We start from the raw sequence: 18,689 nt of genomic DNA on the forward strand, positions 1-18,689 counted from the left end.
CCGCGACCATCGGTCGAGCAGTTGCACGAGCAATGCGCGGCGCTCGGGTTGTCGCATTGCCTGTTGCTGACCGGGCCGGCGATATTGCATCCGTTCAGCCCCGAAGAAATCGATGTGCTGAAGACGATCGGCGAGTCGGTCGTCGAGGTGCCGATATGTCCGGAGCGTTTGTCGCCCGACTACTGGCCGTCGGTGATCGAACTCGATCTCGACCATCCGACTGCCGCCGAGATGTGCCGCCGCGTGCTCGAGCGGACGGTGGACGACTGGTCGCCGAACGCGCTGGCGGAAGGGCGTGGCCATCGCATGGGTGCTTTCCTGTTTACTGCCGAGCGCACGGATTCAGTCGTGCGGCATTTGTCGAACATCTTCGTACAGCAGCGTGCCGATGGTCAGGGGCAGCGATTGCTCGCGCTTGCCGACCCGGCCGCATTCGAAGGGATATGGCGAGTCTGCGACGCGGCGCAGCGGCGGGTTCTGCTGGGTCCGGTTGTGCTGTGGCGCACGCTGGGGCGCTGGGGCGAGTGGATTGACTGCCGTGCACCGGACGGAGATCGCATCGATGGCGAACGCGAACCGTTCCCGCATTTCGACGACGGCCAATGGACGAAGTTGTTCGACGTGCGCCCGATCAATCGAGCCTGGGCGCACAGGCGCGCGGGTGGGCAGGCGGTACAGCCGGACGATTTCGCGAAATTGCCCGAGATGCTGACGCGGGCACGCGCGTACGGATTGAGCGATCCGGAGGATCTCGAACTGTTTGCGATCCATACGATGGAATTCGGCGTGGATTTCGATCTGCATCCGCTTGTCCAGCGCGCGTTGCGCAATCGGCCTGCAGACGCGTATTACAGCCTGGCCGTCTCGGATCTGACCGAAGCCGACTGGGCGGCGATTCGTGAAACGCGGCCGACCGGGCGAGCAAATCAATAAGAAGGAAAGAACATGTCGGAAACCGCCGATCGTTGTGCGGTCTGCCAGTTGCAGGGGCTGGCGGTGTATTTGCCGCGATACGCTGTCGTGCCGAAGGCATTTGCCGCGCCGGCTTTGGGCCCGTTCAGCGGCGCCGGTATCAAGGAGGTGTCGCTGACCGAGAGCAAGTATGCGCTTCGCCAGTTGCGTGAAGGATTCGTCTACTTCCTCTACGAGCGCGGCCCGCGCGGCAAATTCCATTGGGAGGTCTACGCCAGCGCGGCTGACGGCACGCTGACGAAACTGCTCGACCCGGCCGTCGCGAGAAGTGCAGAGGCGCCGAAAGCCTGCTCGCGCACCGGGCACAATGCACTGCGTGTGCAATACGTGGTCATCGAGAAGCCCAAGGAGTGCGGCAAGGTATGGGTCGCGTTCAGCGAGCGGCCGTGGAGCGACGCCACCATCAAGCGCTACGGCGCCGACAGCCCGGAGGCGGCGGAAGTGCGTCGGAATCGCATGCAGGCTATCGACCCGGCAGCGTGGGTAGCCGCCCCGAAACCTGGACCACACGTCGCGCCGCTCACTGCGGCGAACTTGCAGCACGTGATCGAATACGCGGGAGATGTCGCGGAAACACCGCTCGAAGTCAGCAGCCTGCCGTACGATTTTCGTCCGGAAATCAGTCGCGGCGCGACCGGCGCCTGTCGCGACAACGTGCTGAACCTATGCACGACCCGTTACCCATGGGCGGTGCGTCAGGGCATCTGGAACAAGGTCGCATCGGCACAGCTCGTCAAGGTTGCACAGGCGAGTTCGGTGTCGGATGGTGCGCCCTGTCAGCCGATGATGCTGGCGCTGTGGGACGCAGTGGGGATCGCGCACGAACTCAACGGATTTCGCAACGACGCGGTGTCGTGGCTCGATCGGTACGTTGTCGAACGTGCGCTTCAGATCACGGCACTGCGCGACATCGATACGGCGAAGGAGGCGCTCGAGAAGGGGGCGGTCGACAGCGAGTCACGTTTCCAGTCCGAGACCGGACAGGCGACGACCGCCGGACTGAAGGACAGTGCGGCGGCGCTGCGCAAACGTGCCGCCACGTTGCCCGAGGGCCCCGAACGCACGCGCTCGCTGCAGACGGCGGACGACTACGACTATCTCGCGAAGAACGGACTGGGCGGCCCGTACGTGGCACAGGTGCAGTCGTTCCGCTCCGACGCCGAGCGTCTGGCGTGGCGTCAGAAGACCGACGCGACGATCGCCGACATCAACCGGACGAAGCAGAAACGCCTGAAGGACGCGCATGACGACGCGTGGCCGCGTTATGAGGCCAAGCTCAAGCGCGCGGACATCGAGGCATTTCGCAAGAAGTACGCGGAAATACAGGACAAGGTGCAGGCGTTGCAGGAGGCGCGCACGGACGACATCGGTCACTGGCTGAAGGCGGGGCTTTGGCTGGCGACGCTCGGCGACTGTCACGACTCGGATTTTTTCGACGGCATTGCGTACGAGGTTGCGGTGGGCACGGCGATCTTCGGTCTGAATTCCTCGCCCAAGGGACGGCACCTCGTCGATTCGCTTGTCGCACTGCTGGACGCAACGAAGATCGAGAGCATCGTGTGGCGCGCGATTGCGATGAACCAGAAGGACGGGCGCGTGCAATTGACGCAGGCGTTGCAGAGCGCGCAAAGCGCCAAGGAGACGCCGCTGCAGGGCAACGTGGACAAGATCGCGTCGGTTGCCGCGAGCATCAAGACGGTCGTCGGCTATTACAAGAAGCTCGCCAGTCTTGCAGTGGAAAAGGACCAGAAGAACATCACGCCGGTCGGCAAGTTGATCAGGGCACTCGAGATCGATCAAATTGCAATGACCGCGGGCGATTCGATTTTCAGAAAATTCCGTGTCAACCAGGGCGCGGACTTCGTCGGGGAAAAGATCATCCAGACCATTTTCCTGCAGCGCGCGGGCATCAGCGATGTCGATACGCTGAATCTCGTCAGGAAGCAGGCCGAGCTGGAGGGATTGAGCCGCAAGGAGGTCTTGAACACGATGCGCGTCGCGCACGGGTTTATCCAGGGCGAAGAAGCGTTGGGCGGCATGGGCAAGGCGTCGCGGTCCCGCGCGCTTTCCGAGGCATGGAACCAGCTCAAGCTGACCGAGGAGGGTAATGCCCAACTACGCTCGGCGCGCGTGACCGTCGTCACCAGCCTTCTCGAGGCGGTGAATTTCTACAAGCTGATGGTGATGCCGCACGACGAAAACACCACGCTCAATCTGATCAGCTCGGGGGCCTCGCTATGCTCGGGTCTTGTTGATATCAGCATGGCGCCCTTCTACGCGACGCTACAGAAATCAACGAGATCGCAGGCGTGGAAACTGGTCGGCGGCGGGTTAGGCTCCGCAGGCGCCTTCATCGGTGCGTGGATGGACGGCAAGTCGGCTGCCGAAAGCCTGACGAAGAAGCAGAATACGGTGTTCTTCCTGACGACAATCAAGGTCGTGGCCGGCGCCGCGACGGGCACGGCGGTGTTCATCAGCGCCGTCGGCAAGTCAGGCCCGCTGTTGAAGCGGGTGGCCAGTCGCTACGGTACCCAGGTCATTGTCGGCGTGGTCGAGGGGCTGGCCGAACGCGCCGCGGCGTTTGCCGCCTTCCGTGCGGTGGGTATGCTGCTTGGTTGGGAGGCGACGGTTGTATTGCTCGTTGTGCAAGGGTTGATCTGGTATTTCACCCCCAACGTGCTGGAGGCTTGGTGTACCCGATGCGCATTTGGAACCGGGTTGGAGAAAGATTTCTTCATCGAGCGTGAAGTCCCGCGCTATACCGACCGGGACGTGAAGAAGCAGGTCGACGAATTCGGCAAGGCCCTGGCGGGCGTGCGATGACGAATTCTCCGTTCGATGGGGGGTGGGACATCGAGTGGGGACGTCAAGAGGACTCCACTGCCGGGTGTTTTGCGTGGCGCGATGTGTCGAGAAAACACTTGGACGAACACGGACGACAGGTATTTCAATATGCAGAATCAAATCGGACGGGCCACGCTTGTGCGCGGTCGGATGCAGAACCTGCGGCGTACGAAGACCACTCGCGACTTCATGCGTACCGAGGCCGATAAAGTGGCGACCGGCGTGGGGGCTGTGGGAATCGGGCTTTCGGGAATGACGGGTCTTGCAACCGGCATTGCCATTTCGGCGGGGAGCAGTAACGAAGAGGTGGATAAGGTGTCGTTCGATGTGGGCGACACGCATGTCGAAGGCTGGCTGTGGCGGTGTCCGTTCCGGGAGAACGACGAAGTCGAGGTCGTGGCCGAGCCGGCAGCGACTGGCGCGACATGTTTCGCGGTGCGCCGGGTCGATGACGGGCTGATCGCGGTCTACCCTCACTGTACGAGCGGAAAGCGAGCGTATATCCGCAAGTCAACCAGGATCTGTTTGACGATCTTGGCGTTCTGGGCGGCAGGCATGGCCTACGCGTTTTTTGTTGCGGCGCCCGAACAATCGATGTTCGACAAGTTTTTCTACACCGGCATATCTGTTCTCTTCGTTGCGTTGCTGCTGTCGTTTTTTGCGATTTCGGCCTACCGCAAGGACCGGCCGTTCATCGCGATTTCGGAGCGCATGTTCGAGACGTTCGGCTGGGCTGACCCGGCCGTGATCGACCTGAAACGGACGTCGAAGGGGAAGAAGCGTGACGGCGACGGCCCCAGTTATGGACTACGGATCTTTCGCTACTGACGGGCGCAACGCGGTTCCAGTGCCCGCGTGGAGGAATGCGCGACGTATCGCCCACCGGCAACCGAGCGGTGCGGCAATCGTGCGGTCATTGATCGTCCGTCTGGTCCCACACTCCAAATCATGACGATCTCCGTGCTGCTCGCATTTGCCCTGATCCTGTCCGTCGGCGGCGTGCATTCGGTTCGCATGTGGAAAGCGCAAGGCCGTCGGCGCGGCTACAACCGCGGCCTCGGCGATTTCGTGCGCCCGTACGGCGGCGCGGTCTGACTGGCGGCAGCCCGGCGTGCGGAACACCGCGGCGCTGGGCCGGAAGCAGCGATGACGAATCCGTCCGACGAGCCGAAGCGGCTCGAGTTCGATACGACGCCCGAGCGCACGCCCGGGCGTCTTGCGTTCGATGCGCCGCCCGGTGCGCCGGCCGCGCGCGTGCCCGAGCCGCAGGCGCTCGACTTCGGGCCGGCACCCGCGGCCGACAAAGGCGTGCGCGTGCCGCCCGCCGAAGCGGTCGGCCGCGCGCTGTTCGGCGAAGCAAACCACCCGCAGCTCGACGCGTGCTTTCGCGCCGCGCAGGCCAGCTTCCCGAATCTCTATCCCGACTACGCGCCGCGCATCGAGCGGCACATTCGCCGCACGGCCGCAGCGCTGAGCGAACGGCACGGTATGGCCACGTGCGTTGCGCCGCATGCGGCCGCTGGCGGGGCCATGCTGCGTCTCGCCGTTTCACGCACGGCACCGCGAGTCTGCTATCTTCCCGGGCATCTCACCGCTTTCCCGCCTCCCCATGACCGACCGCATCGTCGCCGCATTCGATTTCGACGGCACCATCACCACCACCGACAGCTTTCGCCATTTCGTCCGCTACGCGGTCGGCACGCCGCGTTTCGCATGGGCCGGGCTGCGCGCGTTGCCGTGGATCGTCGCGATGAAGGCCGGGCTGCTGTCGCGCGGCGATGCGAAAGCGAAGTTCGCGTGGTTCGCGCTCGGGCCGATCCGCGAGGACGCGCTCGACGGATTGGCGCGCAGCTTCGTCGACGGCTACCTGCCGAACCTCGTGCGCCCGGACATGCTGGAACGGGTGCGCGAGCATCAGGCGCGCGGGCATGAAGTCGTGCTGGTCAGCGCGTCGCCGTCGCTGTATCTGGAGAAATGGGCGAAGACGGCCGGCATCGACACGGTGCTCGCGACGCGCCTCGCGTTCGAGCGCGGCACGTTCACCGGACGACTGAACGGCGAGAACTGCTGGGGCCCGCAGAAGGTCGTACGCTTGCGCGGCTGGTGGGGCAATCGGCTGCCGGCGAAGCTGTTCGCCTACGGCGACAGCCGCGGCGACAAGGAAATGGCCGAACTCGCGAACTGGGCGTGGATCCGCGGGCAGGGGCCGATGCCGCCGATCGGCGACTGATGGACTGACGGGACCGGCGCGGCGGGCGACGCCGCGCGCTGCCGTCAAGCGTTGGCCCGCCGCGTGCCGCGCACACCGCGAACCGGACGATACGCGCCCCACCGATTCGCACGCCTGAACGTACCGACGTCGTTGAACCGCACGCCGACTTCACGCAGTGCCTGATGCGCGGTGCGCGCGGTCAGTTGCCGGATGTAGAACGGATCGCGCACCACGAAGTGATGGATCGCGTGCGTGCTGCCGAAGTTGAAGCAGAACAGCTGGAACGGCAGCATCCACCATGGATTCAGCACCTGCGTCTGCTGGATCACGTTGCGCGAATCGATGTCGCCGAAGTAATGCATGTTCGAGCTGACGAAGTTGATGCAGAAGCTGCGCACGAAGTTCGGCCCGAGCCACACGACCGCGAGGAAATCGACGACGTGCATCACGCGCTCGACGACGGCCGGCACGGTCACCGCATAGCCGAGCGCATGCAGCGCGAACAGGCCGGCGTGATAGACGATGAACGCGTGCCACAGCGCGTAGTACAGGTGACCGATCGGCATGTAGGACGACACCTGCTCGATGCGCAGTTGCACGCGTTCGGCCGCATCCTGCACCGGCTGCGCGGCCACGTATTGCTTGACCTTGCGGCGCATCGCATGCGGCCGCAGCACGACGGCGAGCATCCCGTCCGCGATCATCAGCAGCCGCTTCACGCCCCAGCGTTCGCCGTTTGTGATGCCGAATTCCTCGAGATCCGATTCGCCGCCCGACACCTTGTGGTGATGCAGGTGCATGCGCCGGCGCGTCCACGGGTTGATCGTGCCCGGCCGCGTGAGCCAGCACAGCGCCATCATCAGGTGATAGGCCCACGGCGTCTTCTTGAAGTACATCAGGTGGATCAGGTCGTGCTCGAGCTCGTGGATCAGCGACGTGACGAACGCGGCGAGCGGCAGCGCGACGTACCACGCGATCGCGCCGCGCGCATACAGCCAGGCGATCGCGAGCATCGCGCTCACCGACACGGCCATCACGGTCGCGCCGACGAGATTCTGGTTGTCGAGCAGCGGAAAGCGCGCGCGGATCGCGTCGCTCGCGGCGTTGACCTCGCGGCGGACGTACGCGACCTTGTCGGCGTCGTGGCGAAAGACGGTTCGTGCAGATTGGCTCATCGACCGGAATCCGTGCGGAAAGAGTGGGGCGCAATGCCGATGTGACAAGCATAGGTGCGCGTCGTGGCGCATGCGAGGGCCGCCGGTGCCAATGATGGTGTCATTTCGGGCCACATGGGCCCGCCCGCCGGCCCGCGCTGCGGCGTCATGCGGCTAGAGTGCCGCCGTGGTGTCATTGCGGGCCAGCGACGCTACAATCCGCCGAAACCGCTCCGGAGTCCGCCGCATGGCCCTGTCCGTTCCGGATGCCGCGCGCCAGCTGAACAAGGCGACGGTATCGTCCGCGTATGCGCTGTTCATGCTGATGCTCGCCGAGGAGCGCGGCATCGACGGCGGCCGGATTCTCGCCGGGTCGGGCGTCGAGCGCGACCGGCTTGCCCGGCCCGACGCGCGCATCACGCCGCTGCAACAGGCGGCGATCGTGTTCAACCTGCTCGAGGCGACGGACGACCCGTCGATCGCGATCGAGATCGGCCTGCGCAGCAGTCTCACGAAATCCGGGCTGATCGGCTTCGGGCTGATGAGCTGCGCGACGCTCGGCGAGGCGATCGCGCTCGGGATCCGCTATCTGCCGACGCGCGTGCCGTTCTTTTCGGTGCGACTCGCGCAGCTCGACGGGATCGTCGATATCGACGTGCTCGAGGCGTTTCCGCTCGGCCGCCTGCGCCAGTTCGCGGTGGAAAATTTCCTGGTCGAGACGGCGATCCTGTTCAACTCGCTGCTCGATCCCGCGCCGGGTCGCACGCTGCAGTCGCGCGCGGAGCTGCATTTCGAATGGCCGGAACCACCGTGGTTCGAGCGCTATCGCGCGCGGCTGCCGCGCTGTCATTTCGACGCGAGCGCGAACCGCATCCGCTGCGACGCCGCGCTGCTCGACGAGCCGATCGGCACCGCGAACGCGCAGACCGCGCAGATGATCGTCCAGCAATGCGAGGCAGAACTCGCGCGCCTCGGCTATGCGGAAAGCATCGTCGAGCGCGTGCGCAACCTGCTGATCTGCGGCGACGCCGGTTATCCGTCGGTGGACGAAGTCGCGCGCGAGCTGCACGTGTCGGCGCGCACGCTGAAACGCAAGCTCGCGGAATTCGGCACGACCTATTCGGCGCTGCTCGACGAGATCCGGCTGCGCGATGCGCTCCGGTTGCTCGAGGGCACGCGTCTGCCGGTCGACGAGATCGCGGCGCGGGTCGGCTACACCGACCGCGCCAATTTCACGCGGGCGTTCAAGCGCTGGACCGGCGTCGCGCCGAGCGAGCGGCGCTGACGACGCTCAGGGCGGCGCGGGCCGGTGTCGGTCGTGCGCCCTGCATCGATCCATCGGTCATTCGACCCGTCAGACGATCGCAACCCAGTTCGCGCCGCGACCGCCCGGCACGCGCGCATGCAACGACAGCGTGCCGTCGCCTGGCGCGATCGCATAGACCGACACGTATTCCGACTGCTCGCCGCACGCGACGAGCCAGCGTCCCGACGGATCGATCGCGAAGCCGCGCGGCTGCGTTTCGGTGGCCGTCGCGTGCGCGGGTTCGAAGGTGCCGTCCGGATGGCGGCGATAGCAGAGCAACTGGCTCGACGTGCGTTCGCTGACATACGCGAAGCGCTCGTCGGGCGTCAGGTGGAGATCGGCGGCCCACACGGCGGGTTCGGTCGGCGCGGGCGGGCGCGCATGGCCTTGCGCGAGGTCGGCGACCGCCGGGTGGCGCGCGCTGACCTGTGCGTCGCCGAGGCGGCCGCTGTCGACGTCGCGCGGGAAGGCCGCGAGCGTGGCCTGGAATTCGCTGACCGCGACGAGCGTGCGGCCGTCGCGCGCGAAGCGCAGGTGACGCGGGCCGAAGCCGCCCGGCACGCGCGTTTCGCCGTGCTCGACCGCGCGCAGGCCGCCGGCATTCTCGACCAGCGCGAACGTGAAGATCCGGTCCGAGCCGAGCGAGCTCACGTATGCGAACCGATTGTCCGGCGATACGACGACGGCATGTGCGTTCGCGATGCCGTCCGCGACCTGCAGCGGCTCGCCGTCGCCGTCGCGCACGCGCGCGGCGTCGTAGAGGCTCAGCGCGTTGCCGCCGTACGACGCGCCGAGCAGCCAGCGGCCGCTGCGATCGAGCGACAGGTACGCGTGGCTCGCGTCGATCGCGGTCGCGCCGATGCGGGCGAGCGCGCCGGTGCCCGTCGCGACGCGGAATGCGACGATCGTCGGCGCCGCGCCGCGCGTCGCGACGTACAGCCGCGCGCGATCGGGCTGCACGGCGACCGGCATCGCGACGTCGCCGGCCGGGTAGCGGGCGAGCGGCGCGAGCGCGCCGTCGGACGTGAGCGAGAACGTGGCGAGGTCGCCGTCGACGGCATTCGAGACGACGACGGTCAGGCGGTCAGTGTTCGGCATGACGGAGCATGGTGGTGTTCGTGAAGGACTCGTCGGCCGGCAGGCCGCGCGGCGGATCGCTGCGCCGATGCGTGCGGGCGAACAGCGCGGCGACCGCGGCGACGAGGGAGGCGATCGCGAGCGCATACAGGCCGCCCGTGATCGAACCCGTATGTTGCTTCAGATAGCCGAAGGCCGTTGGCGCGACGAAGCCGCCGAGGTTGCCGACCGAGTTGATCAGCGCGATCACGGCGGCGGCCACGCGCGTGTCGAGGTAGCCCTGCGGGATCGGCCAGAACAGCGACGCCGCGGCCTTGAAGCCGAGCGCGGCGAAGCAGATCGACGCGAACGACCAGACGGGATCGTGCGACGTCGACGCGAACAGCCCGCACGCGGCGAGCACGAGCGCGAACGACAGCCAGCGCTGCGGATGCTTCCACTTCGCGGACAGCACCGCGAAGCCGTACATCGCGCCGATCGCGATCATCCACGGAATCGTGTTGTAGAGGCCGACCTGGAAATCGGTGAGGCCGCCCATCTTGCGGATGATGGTCGGCAGCCAGAAGGTGGCCGCGTAGATCGTCAGCTGGATCGAGAAATACAGGAAGCAGAACAGCATGATCTGCGGGTCGCGCAGCAGCGTGGCGGCGGATACGTGCACTTTCGAGCGCACGTCGCGGGTCGCGCGTTCTTCATCGAGCGCGTTCTGGAGCGCCGCGCGTTCGTCGGCGGTGAGCCACGTCGCGTCGCGGATGTGCGACTTCAGCAGCAGCCAGCTCGCGCCGCACAGCGCGACCGAGAACATCCCTTCGATCAGGAACATCCACTGCCAGCCTTGCAGGCCGAAGCCGTGGATCGACAGCAGCGCGCCGGTGACGGGCCCGGACAGCACCGACGCGAACGCGGAGCCGCCGAGGAAGATCGCCATCGCCTTGCCGCGCTCCTGCGGCGGCAGCCATTGCGACAGGTACAGCACGACGCCGGGGAAGAAGCCGGCCTCGGCCGCGCCGAGCAGGAAGCGCAGCACGTAGAACGACGTGTCGTTCCACACGAACGCCATCGCGGCGGCGACGATGCCCCACGTCGCCATGATCCGCGCGAGCCAGATGCGCGCGCCGTAGCGCTGCATCAGCAGGTTGGACGGCACTTCGAACAGCGCGTAGCCGACGAAGAACAGGCCGGCACCGAGCCCGTACGCCGCCGCGCCGATACCGATCGACGCTTCCAGGTGGCGATCGACGAAGCCGACGTTCACGCGGTCGATGTAGTTCGCGATGAACATGATCAGCACGAGCGGCAGCACGTGCCATTTCACTTTCGAGACGGCGGACGCGAGCGGGTCGCGGCCGGGCAGGGCAGGCGTGGTCAAGGGAGTCTCCGGTCGGGCGGCGGACGAGGGCGGCGGCCCGCGTCGGCGTCGGGTGGTGATCTAAGTAGTATGTCGTCGTATGACATGGTACGCCTGAGAACCTGCGATGGCGTCGCGGGTTTACCCGGAAAATGCGCAAATATTGGGCGATATCATGAGGACATCGTCAGCCCTTATCACATCCGATGACGTATGACATGGGGCGGCCAGACGAACGACAACCGGCGCTCGGCGGGCTGCTTCGCGCCGCCAGCGGCGTCACCCCGGGGGCGGCGCCGCTACGCCATCGACACGACGCTGTTCAGCAGCATTTTCACGAGCACGGCCTGGCGCGTGGCGCCCGTCTTCGCGAAGATGCCGCGCAGATGCGCGCGGGCGGTGTTCTTCGTGATGCCGGTGGCGGCGGCCGCTTCGTCGAGCGTCAGGCCGTCGACGAGCAGCAGCGCGATCTCGGTTTCCATCGGCGTGAGGCGAAACAGCCGGTGCAGCATGTCGCGCGAGGTCTGCGGCGACGACGCCGGATCGCGGACGAACACCGCGACGGCCGGCCGATGCTGGCGGTCCTCCGCGCCGCGATAGGGCGCGAGCGGGCGCAGCAGCACGTTCAACGGCATCGCGCCGCCGGGGCGCGACAGCGTGGTGGCCTCGATGCGCCCGAGCGCGCCCGTGCGGAAATGCTCGAGCGCGGCCTGCAGCGCCTTCTGCAGCCGGCGCTCGTCGAGCGGGCACGACGCGTGGAGCCGCTCCTGGCGCAGGCACAGTCCGTCCTGCTGCGCGATCAGCCGTTCGGCGATGCGGTTGTGCTTGATCACGCGGCCGTCCTCGTCGAGGATCGCGGTGCCGACGTCGAGCCGGTCGACGGTGCCCGCGTACAGCGCGCGCTCGGCGTCGAGCACGTCGAGCGCCGCATGCAGCTCGATCGCGCGCTGCAGGTGGGGCAGCAGCGTCGCGACCTGCGCGCGTTCGGCCGCGTCGAAATCGCGGGCATGATGCGCGCGGCTCACGAAGAACGCGCACTCGACGCCGCGCTCGCCGCGCAGGTTCGCGCCGAGGATGAAGCGCAGGTCGAGCGGCTGCAGGTACTGCCGGTAGAAATCGTGCGCGCGCCAGCGGGCGGCGCCGAACAGCCCGTCGGCCGTGAACACCTGGCCGGGCGGCTGGTCGAGAAACGGGCACAGCGCATAGAACTGCTCGCTGTACGACGGCTCGCCGGGCAGCAGCGGGCCGTCGGCCGATGCGTTGATGATGAGCCCGCGCCGCGAGCCGCCGGGGTTGCGCAGCACGAGCGTCGTGAAGCGCGCGTCGAGCCGCACGCGGATCGCTTCGAGAAAGCCCGCCCACGGCGTCGCTTCGGACAGGCCCTGATAGACGAGCCCGAGCCACGCGCTGAGTTCGCGGGCCGTCCATGCCGCGTCGTCGAAACCGTCGTGCGCGGCCGTGTCGTCGGGCGCCAGCGCGATCCGCATGCTCGAGTTCTCCTGGGGCGGGGTGAATGCGTCCGACCCAGCATACCGGCCGGCCGGCGGCCCGCGTCATCCGAACGGAGTAGACGACGCGGGCCGTGCCCGTGCGACGCGGCCGGCGAGGGTCAGGCGACGCGCTCGCGCAGCAGGTACGCGACGATGCGGTCCGCCGCCGCTTCCGGCGACTCGGCCACCGTGTCGATGCGCAGTTCCGGCTGCGCGGGCGGCTCGTACGGCGAGTCGATGCCCGTGAAGTGTTTCAGTTCGCCCTTGCGCGCCTTCTTGTACAACCCCTTCGGATCGCGTTCCTCGGCAACCGCGAGCGGCGTGTCGACGAACACTTCGACGAACTCGTCGGCACCGACCAGCGCGCGTGCCATGTCGCGTTCCGCGCGGAACGGCGAGATGAACGACACGAGCGTGATGAGCCCGGCATCGAGCATCAGCCGCGCGACTTCGGCCACGCGCCGGATGTTCTCCACGCGATCGGCCTCGGTGAAGCCGAGATCGCGGTTGAGCCCGTGCCGCACGTTGTCGCCGTCGAGCAGGTACGTGTGCTTGCCGAGCGCATGCAGCCGCTGCTCGACGAGGTTCGCGATCGTCGACTTGCCCGCGCCGGACAGCCCGGTCAGCCATGCGATGCGCGGTGTCTGCGCCTTCTGCGTCGCGCGCGCGTCGCGGTCGACGTCGACGGCCTGCCAGTGCACGTTGTGCGCGCGGCGCAGCGCGAAGTGCAGCATCCCGGCGCCGACCGTGTCGTTGGTGAAGCGGTCGATCACGATGAAACCGCCCGTGTGACGGTTCCGGTCGTACGGATCGAACGCGACGGGCCGGTCGAAGCTCAGGTTGCACACGCCGATCTCGTTCAGCGCGAGCGTGCGCGCGGCGAGATGCTCGCGCGTGTTCACGTCGATCTTGTACTTCGGCGTCGCGCAGGTCGCGCCGACCGTCTGCGTGCCGAGCTTCACGAGATACGGCCGGCCGGGCAGCAGCGGGTCGTCGTGCATCCACACGAGCGTCGCCTCGAACTGATCGGCCACCTCCGGCGGCGCGTCGGCGCGCGCGATCATGTCGCCGCGGCTGACGTCGATTTCGTCGGCGAGCGTGAGCGTCACCGCTTCGCCGGCACGCGCGACGTCGGCTTCGCCGGCCGGCGTGATCACCGACGCGACGCGGCTTTCCCGGCCGGACGGCAGCACGCGCACGCGTTCGCCGACGCGCACTTCGCCGGACGCGATGCTGCCGGCATAGCCGCGGAAGTTCAGATGCGGACGGTTGACCCATTGCACCGGCAGGCGGAACGGTTCGTCGCGCGTCACGCGCTCGACGAGCGGCAGCGTGTCGAGATGCTGCATCAGCGGCGGACCCGCGTACCACGGCATCCGCGTGTTCGACGCGATCATGTTGTCGCCGCGCAGCGCGGACATCGGAATGCTGACGATCTCGTCGAGACCGAGCTCGGCCGCGAACGCGCGATAGTCGGCGTCGATGCGCTCGAACACCGCGCGATCGTAGTCGACCAGATCCATCTTGTTGATCGCGAGCACGACGCGCCTGATGCCGATCAGCGCGACGAGATGGCTGTGGCGGCGCGTCTGCGTGAGCACGCCCTTGCGCGCATCGATCAGGATCACCGCGAGGTCGGCGGTCGACGCGCCGGTGATCATGTTGCGCGTGTATTGCTCGTGGCCGGGCGTATCGGCGACGATGAACTTGCGTCGCGCGGTCGCGAAGAAGCGGTACGCGACGTCGATCGTGATGCCCTGTTCGCGCTCGGCCGACAGGCCGTCGACGAGCAGCGCGAAATCGAGGTCGCCGCCTTGCGTGCCGACTTTCTTCGAATCGGCTTCGAGCTGGGTCAGCTGGTCGTCGAACAGCATGTTCGATTCGTAGAGCAGGCGACCGATCAGCGTGCTCTTGCCGTCGTCGACGCTGCCGCACGTGATGAAGCGAAGGAGGTCCTTCGTCCGGGCATCGTCGGCATGCGGGACGGGAGCCGGGTGCGCGAGCGCCTCGGGCGCGGTCAGAACGTGTGCCATCAGAAATATCCCTCCTGTTTCTTCTTTTCCATCGAGCCGGCCGAATCGCTGTCGATCAGGCGTCCCTGGCGCTCGGACGTGCGCGTGTCGCGCATCTCCTGCAGGATCTCGTCGAGCGAGCTCGCGTCGCTGTCGATCGCGCCCGTGAGCGGATAGCAGCCGAGCGTGCGAAAGCGCACCTTGCGCAGTTGCGGCACTTCGCCTTCGCGCAGCGGCAGGCGTTCGTCGTCGACCATGATCAGCGCGCCGTCGCGCTCGACCACCGGCCGCTCCTTCGCGTAGTAGAGCGGCACGATCGGAATGTCGTGCAGCCGGATGTATTGCCAGACGTCGAGCTCGGTCCAGTTGGAAATCGGAAACACGCGCAGGCTTTCGCCGCGGCGCTTGCGCGCGTTGTACAGCGACCAGAGTTCGGGCCGCTGGCGCTTCGGATCCCAGCGGTGCTGCTCGGAGCGCAGCGACACGATGCGCTCCTTCGCGCGCGATTTCTCCTCGTCGCGGCGCGCGCCGCCGAACGCGGCGTCGAAGCCGTAGTGGTCGAGCGCCTGCTTGAGCCCTTGCGTCTTCCACACGTCGGTGTGCACGGCCGAGCCGTGCGTGAACGGATTGATGTCGTTCGCGACGCCGTCGGGGTTCACGTGCACGCGCAGGTCGAGGCCGAGACGCTCGGCGGTCGCGTCGCGAAACGCGATCATCTCGCGGAACTTCCACGTCGTATCGACGTGCAGCAGCGGAAAGGGCGGCTTCGCCGGGTAGAACGCCTTCATCGCGAGATGCAGCATGACCGAGCTGTCCTTGCCGATCGAATAGAGCATCACCGGGTTTTCGCTTTCCGCGACCACCTCGCGCATGATGTGGATGCTTTCGGCCTCCAGTCGCTCCAAGTGGGTCAACATCGTTCGTCTCCTTGTTGCATGCCGGCGCCGCGCGACATGTGCGGCGTTGCGTGCATGACGCCAACGGTATCGAGCGACGGCGGTGCCGCTCTTCGTCCGGGTGGACTAAACCGCGGCACGGCGGCGCAGCGGATCTTTCCTTAGTCCACCCGGACGAAGTGGCGCGTGGAGCGCTCGCTTAAGGTGAGCGCTCGACCACCGGCGGAGACGACACATGACGGACGACACACGTGCCACGCAACTGCTTTCGGGCCAGACCTGGGCCGATTTCTGCGACACCCTGAAACGCAGCGGACAGCAGATCATGCGCGCCGAGGCGCCGGGCGATCCGCTCACGCGCGCGGAAGGGTTCCGCTACCTGAGCCGGCTGTTGCGCATCGCGCTCGAAATGCACGTCGAGTTCGCGGACGGCGCATGGCCCGGCTTCTTCTCGCCCTCGCACGAGACCGCGAAGATCGGCGCCGACAATCCCGACAACCTGTACCAGTACGCGCGCCTCGACGGCCGCTGCGACTATCGCGTGACGGGGCGGCGCGGCACGGTCGCGTACCTGAGCTTCGGCACGCAGAAGGGCGGCTACGAGACGGACGGCAAGATGCTGCAGACCGGGTTTCTCGATGCGAAGCAGCTCGAGATCGCGCCGGACGGCAGCTTCGAGATCGTGCTGAGCGCGACGCCGCACGCGGGCAACTGGGTACGCATGGCGCCGGATACGAACGCGCTGCTGGTGCGCCAGACCTTCCTCGACCGGCGCGCGGAGACGCCCGCGCAACTGAAGATCGAGCGCATCGGCGCGCACGAGCGCCCGGCGCCGCTCGACCCGCTCGTGCTGCAGGGCGGCCTCATGCGCGCCGCGCGGTTCGTCGAGCAGACGTCGAAGCTGTTCGCCGACTGGGCCGCGAGCTACGGGGCGCACGTGAACGCGCTGCCGCCCGCGGACCAGGCGCTGTGCCAGTCGGTCGGCGGCGATCCGAACATCTACTACTACCACTCGTGCTGGTCGCTGGCCGACGACGAGGCGCTCGTGATCGACGTCGACACGGTGCCCGACTGCGACTTCTGGAACGTGCAGCTCAACAACTACTGGATGGAGTCGCTCGACTACCGGCACTTCGACATCTGCGTGAACAAGCACGGCGCGCGGCTGAATGCCGACGGCGGCGTGACGGTGGTGGTCGCCGCGTCGCGGCCGGGCGACGCGAACTGGCTCGATACGGCCGGGCATCGCACCGGCACGATCTGCTGGCGCTGGGTCGGCGCCGCGCGGCCGGTGCATCCGCGCACGCGCGTCGTCAAGCTCGCCGCGCTGAAGGAGGCCGCATGAACGCGCCGCTCGACCGGACCCGCACGCTGCTCGATGCCGATGGGCTGATCGCCGAGGCCGTGTCGCGCGCGGGCGGCCTCGCCGCGTTCGGCGACGGCCCGTATCGCGAGGCGCTCGACGTGATGTGCGCATCGCTGATCGACGAGGCGCGGCTCTCCGCGCGCGGCGCGGAGATGATGCGCGAGAAGCTCGTCGGCCAACTCGCGAACCGGCTCGTCGTCGAGGATTACTGCCGTCGTCATCCGGAGATCGCCGACATCGAGATCGACGATCCGCTCGTGATCGTCGGCCTGCCGCGCACCGGCACGACGCTGCTGCAGCGGCTGCTCGCGGTCGACCCGCGCTTTCATTCGGCCGCGTGGTGGGAAACGCGTTATCCGGCGCCGCTCGCCGGCGAGACGCTCGACGCGCCGACCGTGCGCATCGCGCGCGCGCGGTCCGAGGTCGCGACGATGATCGACTGCATCCCGCAGATCCTGACGATCCATCCGCTCGACGCGATGCTCGCCGACGAGGAGTTCATGCTGATGGAGCATTCGTTCGTGTGCGCGATGGATTCGTACGCGAACGTGCCGGGCTATACGGCGTGGCTCGCGAAGCAGGACCTGACGCCCGTCTATACGTATCTGAAGCGGATGCTGCAGTTCCTGCAGTGGCAGAAGGCGCGGCGCGGCGTCGCGCCGGCCGAGCGCTGGCTGCTGAAGACGCCGCAGCACCTGCATGCGCTCGACGTGCTGTGCCGCGTGTTTCCGCGCGCGCAGGTGGTGCTCACGCATCGCGATCCGGCGCAGACGATTCCGTCGATGGCGAGCATGGCGCACACGCTGTGGCAGATGTACGCGGACGACCCCGATCCGCGCACGGTCGGCGCGCAGTGGAACGCGGGGATGGCGCGCGCGATCGACGCGGCGATGGCGGCGCGCGACGCGCTGCCGCCCGAGCGGTTTCTCGACGTGCGTTTCGAGGACACCGTGTCGAATCCGCTCGGCGTCGCGCAAGCCGTGTACGGCTTCGCCGGCATGCCGCTCGATGCACGGCAGCGCGCGGCGATGACGGACTGGATCGCGCGCAACGGCCGCGACAGGCGCGCCGCGCACGACTATTCGATCGCGCGCTTCGGCTTCACCGATGCGCAACTGGCGCACGACTTCGCCGCGTATCGCGCGCGGCACCTGCGGGCCGCCGGCTGACGGCGCGCCCGCGAGACCAACGACAACCAGGAGACAACCCATGTTGCTGAAGGACAAGATCGTCGTGATTTCCGGAATCGGGCCGGGGCTCGGCGTGAAGCTCGCCGTCGAGGCGGCACGCGAGGGCGCGCGCGGCGTGGTCGTCGCGGCACGCACGATGGAAAAGCTCGACGACGCGGAAACGCGAATCCGCGCACTCGGCGTCGCGTGCGACGTGCTGAAGGTGCGAACCGACATCGCCGAGCGCGCGCAGTGCCGGCAGCTCGCGACGCAGGCGGTCGAGCGCTTCGGCCGGATCGACGCGCTCGTGAACAGCGCGTTCGTGCACGGCACGTTTCCGGAGGCGGTCGAGGAAGCCGATCTCGATGGCTGGCGCGCGGTGTTCGACACCAACGTGTTCGGCACGATGACGCTCACGCAGGAAATCGTCCCGCACATGAAGCGGCAGAAACGCGGCGCGATCGTGATGATCAACACGCAGGCGACCCGCAAGCCGTTTGCAGGGGAATCGGGCTACGCTATGTCGAAGGGCGCGCTCGCGGTTGCGGCAAAATACCTGGCACGCGAGCTCGGCGTGCACGGGATCCGCGCGAACAGCATCCACATGGGCTGGATGTGGGGCGTGCCGACGCAGACGTATTTCCGGCAGGCCGCAGCCGAGTACGGGATGACGGAGGAGGAGATCATCGCGCCGATCGCGTCGAACATCGCGCTCGCGAAGCTGTCGACCGACGACGACTGCGCGCGCGCGGCGCTGTTCCTCGCGTCGGATTACGCGAACGCGGTGACCGGCGCGACGCTGGACGCGAACGGCGGCGACTTCATGCCCTGAGGACGGAGCGA

Annotated in this window: 14 protein-coding genes and 1 pseudogene; 8 read left to right on the forward strand and 7 right to left on the reverse strand. The window is 67.3% G+C overall.

Annotated features, from left to right (window positions below):
* Positions 1-63 precede the first annotated feature (63 nt).
* From WS46_RS02490 to WS46_RS02500, 3 genes are all read left to right on the forward strand, one after another.
* Positions 64-933, forward strand: coding sequence for a DUF4123 domain-containing protein (locus tag WS46_RS02490; RefSeq protein ID WP_257129910.1), 870 nt, complete (start codon positions 64-66; stop codon positions 931-933).
* A 12-nt stretch (positions 934-945) separates the two neighbouring features.
* The gene (locus tag WS46_RS02495; RefSeq protein ID WP_059689172.1) at positions 946-3,795 is read left to right on the forward strand and encodes a T6SS effector BTH_I2691 family protein; all 2,850 of its coding nucleotides are present in this window, start codon (positions 946-948) and stop codon (positions 3,793-3,795) included.
* 129 nt (positions 3,796-3,924) lie between these two features.
* Positions 3,925-4,644 (forward strand): putative type VI secretion system effector, encoded by a 720-nt coding sequence (locus WS46_RS02500; RefSeq protein WP_156443063.1) that lies wholly within the window; start codon positions 3,925-3,927, stop codon positions 4,642-4,644.
* On the opposite strand, the gene WS46_RS35010 is transcribed toward WS46_RS02500, so the two are convergent.
* Positions 4,624-5,328 carry a hypothetical protein gene (locus WS46_RS35010; RefSeq protein WP_156443064.1) on the reverse strand — a complete coding sequence of 235 codons (705 nt, stop codon included), beginning with the start codon at positions 5,326-5,328 and terminating at the stop codon, positions 4,624-4,626. The genes WS46_RS02500 and WS46_RS35010 overlap by 21 nt on opposite strands.
* Before the next feature lie 97 nt (positions 5,329-5,425).
* On the opposite strand from WS46_RS35010, the gene WS46_RS02505 reads away from it, so the two are divergent.
* Complete coding sequence (locus tag WS46_RS02505; protein ID WP_059535722.1) at positions 5,426-6,046, forward strand: HAD family hydrolase; 621 nt, start codon at positions 5,426-5,428, stop codon at positions 6,044-6,046.
* Between the two features lie 44 nt (positions 6,047-6,090).
* On the opposite strand, the gene WS46_RS02510 is transcribed toward WS46_RS02505, so the two are convergent.
* A complete protein-coding gene (locus tag WS46_RS02510) occupies positions 6,091-7,203 on the reverse strand; it encodes a fatty acid desaturase (protein WP_059689174.1) in 1,113 nt (370 codons plus the stop codon).
* A gap of 226 nt (positions 7,204-7,429) precedes the next feature.
* On the opposite strand from WS46_RS02510, the gene WS46_RS02515 reads away from it, so the two are divergent.
* On the forward strand, positions 7,430-8,467 hold the full coding sequence (locus tag WS46_RS02515) for an AraC family transcriptional regulator (RefSeq protein WP_059689175.1): 1,038 nt from the start codon (positions 7,430-7,432) through the stop codon (positions 8,465-8,467).
* Between the two features lie 69 nt (positions 8,468-8,536).
* On the opposite strand, the gene WS46_RS02520 is transcribed toward WS46_RS02515, so the two are convergent.
* The 5 genes and pseudogenes from WS46_RS02520 to cysD all read right to left on the reverse strand — a co-directional run.
* A complete protein-coding gene (locus WS46_RS02520; RefSeq protein ID WP_059689176.1) occupies positions 8,537-9,586 on the reverse strand; it encodes a beta-propeller fold lactonase family protein in 1,050 nt (349 codons plus the stop codon).
* Positions 9,573-10,934, reverse strand: a complete 1,362-nt coding sequence (locus WS46_RS02525; RefSeq protein WP_059689177.1) for an MFS transporter — start codon at positions 10,932-10,934, stop codon at positions 9,573-9,575. The genes WS46_RS02520 and WS46_RS02525 overlap by 14 nt, the downstream gene beginning before the upstream one ends.
* Before the next feature lie 278 nt (positions 10,935-11,212).
* A complete protein-coding gene (locus WS46_RS02530) occupies positions 11,213-12,400 on the reverse strand; it encodes a helix-turn-helix transcriptional regulator (RefSeq protein ID WP_059689178.1) in 1,188 nt (395 codons plus the stop codon).
* A 122-nt stretch (positions 12,401-12,522) separates the two neighbouring features.
* Entirely contained in the window at positions 12,523-14,436 is a 1,914-nt protein-coding gene (gene cysN, locus WS46_RS02535) for a sulfate adenylyltransferase subunit CysN (protein WP_059689179.1), read from the reverse strand.
* Positions 14,436-15,356, reverse strand: a pseudogene (gene cysD, locus WS46_RS02540) (sulfate adenylyltransferase subunit CysD); the annotation flags it as partial. The gene cysN and the pseudogene cysD, both read right to left, overlap by 1 nt.
* A gap of 190 nt (positions 15,357-15,546) precedes the next feature.
* On the opposite strand from cysD, the gene WS46_RS02545 reads away from it, so the two are divergent.
* The 3 genes from WS46_RS02545 to WS46_RS02555 are packed head-to-tail and all read left to right on the forward strand — an operon-like array spanning position 15,547 to position 18,678.
* Positions 15,547-16,656, forward strand: coding sequence for a DUF1214 domain-containing protein (locus tag WS46_RS02545; protein WP_059689181.1), 1,110 nt, complete (start codon positions 15,547-15,549; stop codon positions 16,654-16,656).
* Positions 16,653-17,846, forward strand: coding sequence for a sulfotransferase (locus WS46_RS02550; RefSeq protein WP_059689182.1), 1,194 nt, complete (start codon positions 16,653-16,655; stop codon positions 17,844-17,846). The genes WS46_RS02545 and WS46_RS02550 overlap by 4 nt, the downstream gene beginning before the upstream one ends.
* Before the next feature lie 40 nt (positions 17,847-17,886).
* A complete protein-coding gene (locus tag WS46_RS02555; RefSeq protein ID WP_059689183.1) occupies positions 17,887-18,678 on the forward strand; it encodes an SDR family oxidoreductase in 792 nt (263 codons plus the stop codon).
* Positions 18,679-18,689: the final 11 nt, after the last annotated feature.

The sequence above is a fragment of the Burkholderia sp. RF4-BP95 genome (assembly GCF_001521985.1).
GTDB lineage: Bacteria > Pseudomonadota > Gammaproteobacteria > Burkholderiales > Burkholderiaceae > Burkholderia > Burkholderia diffusa.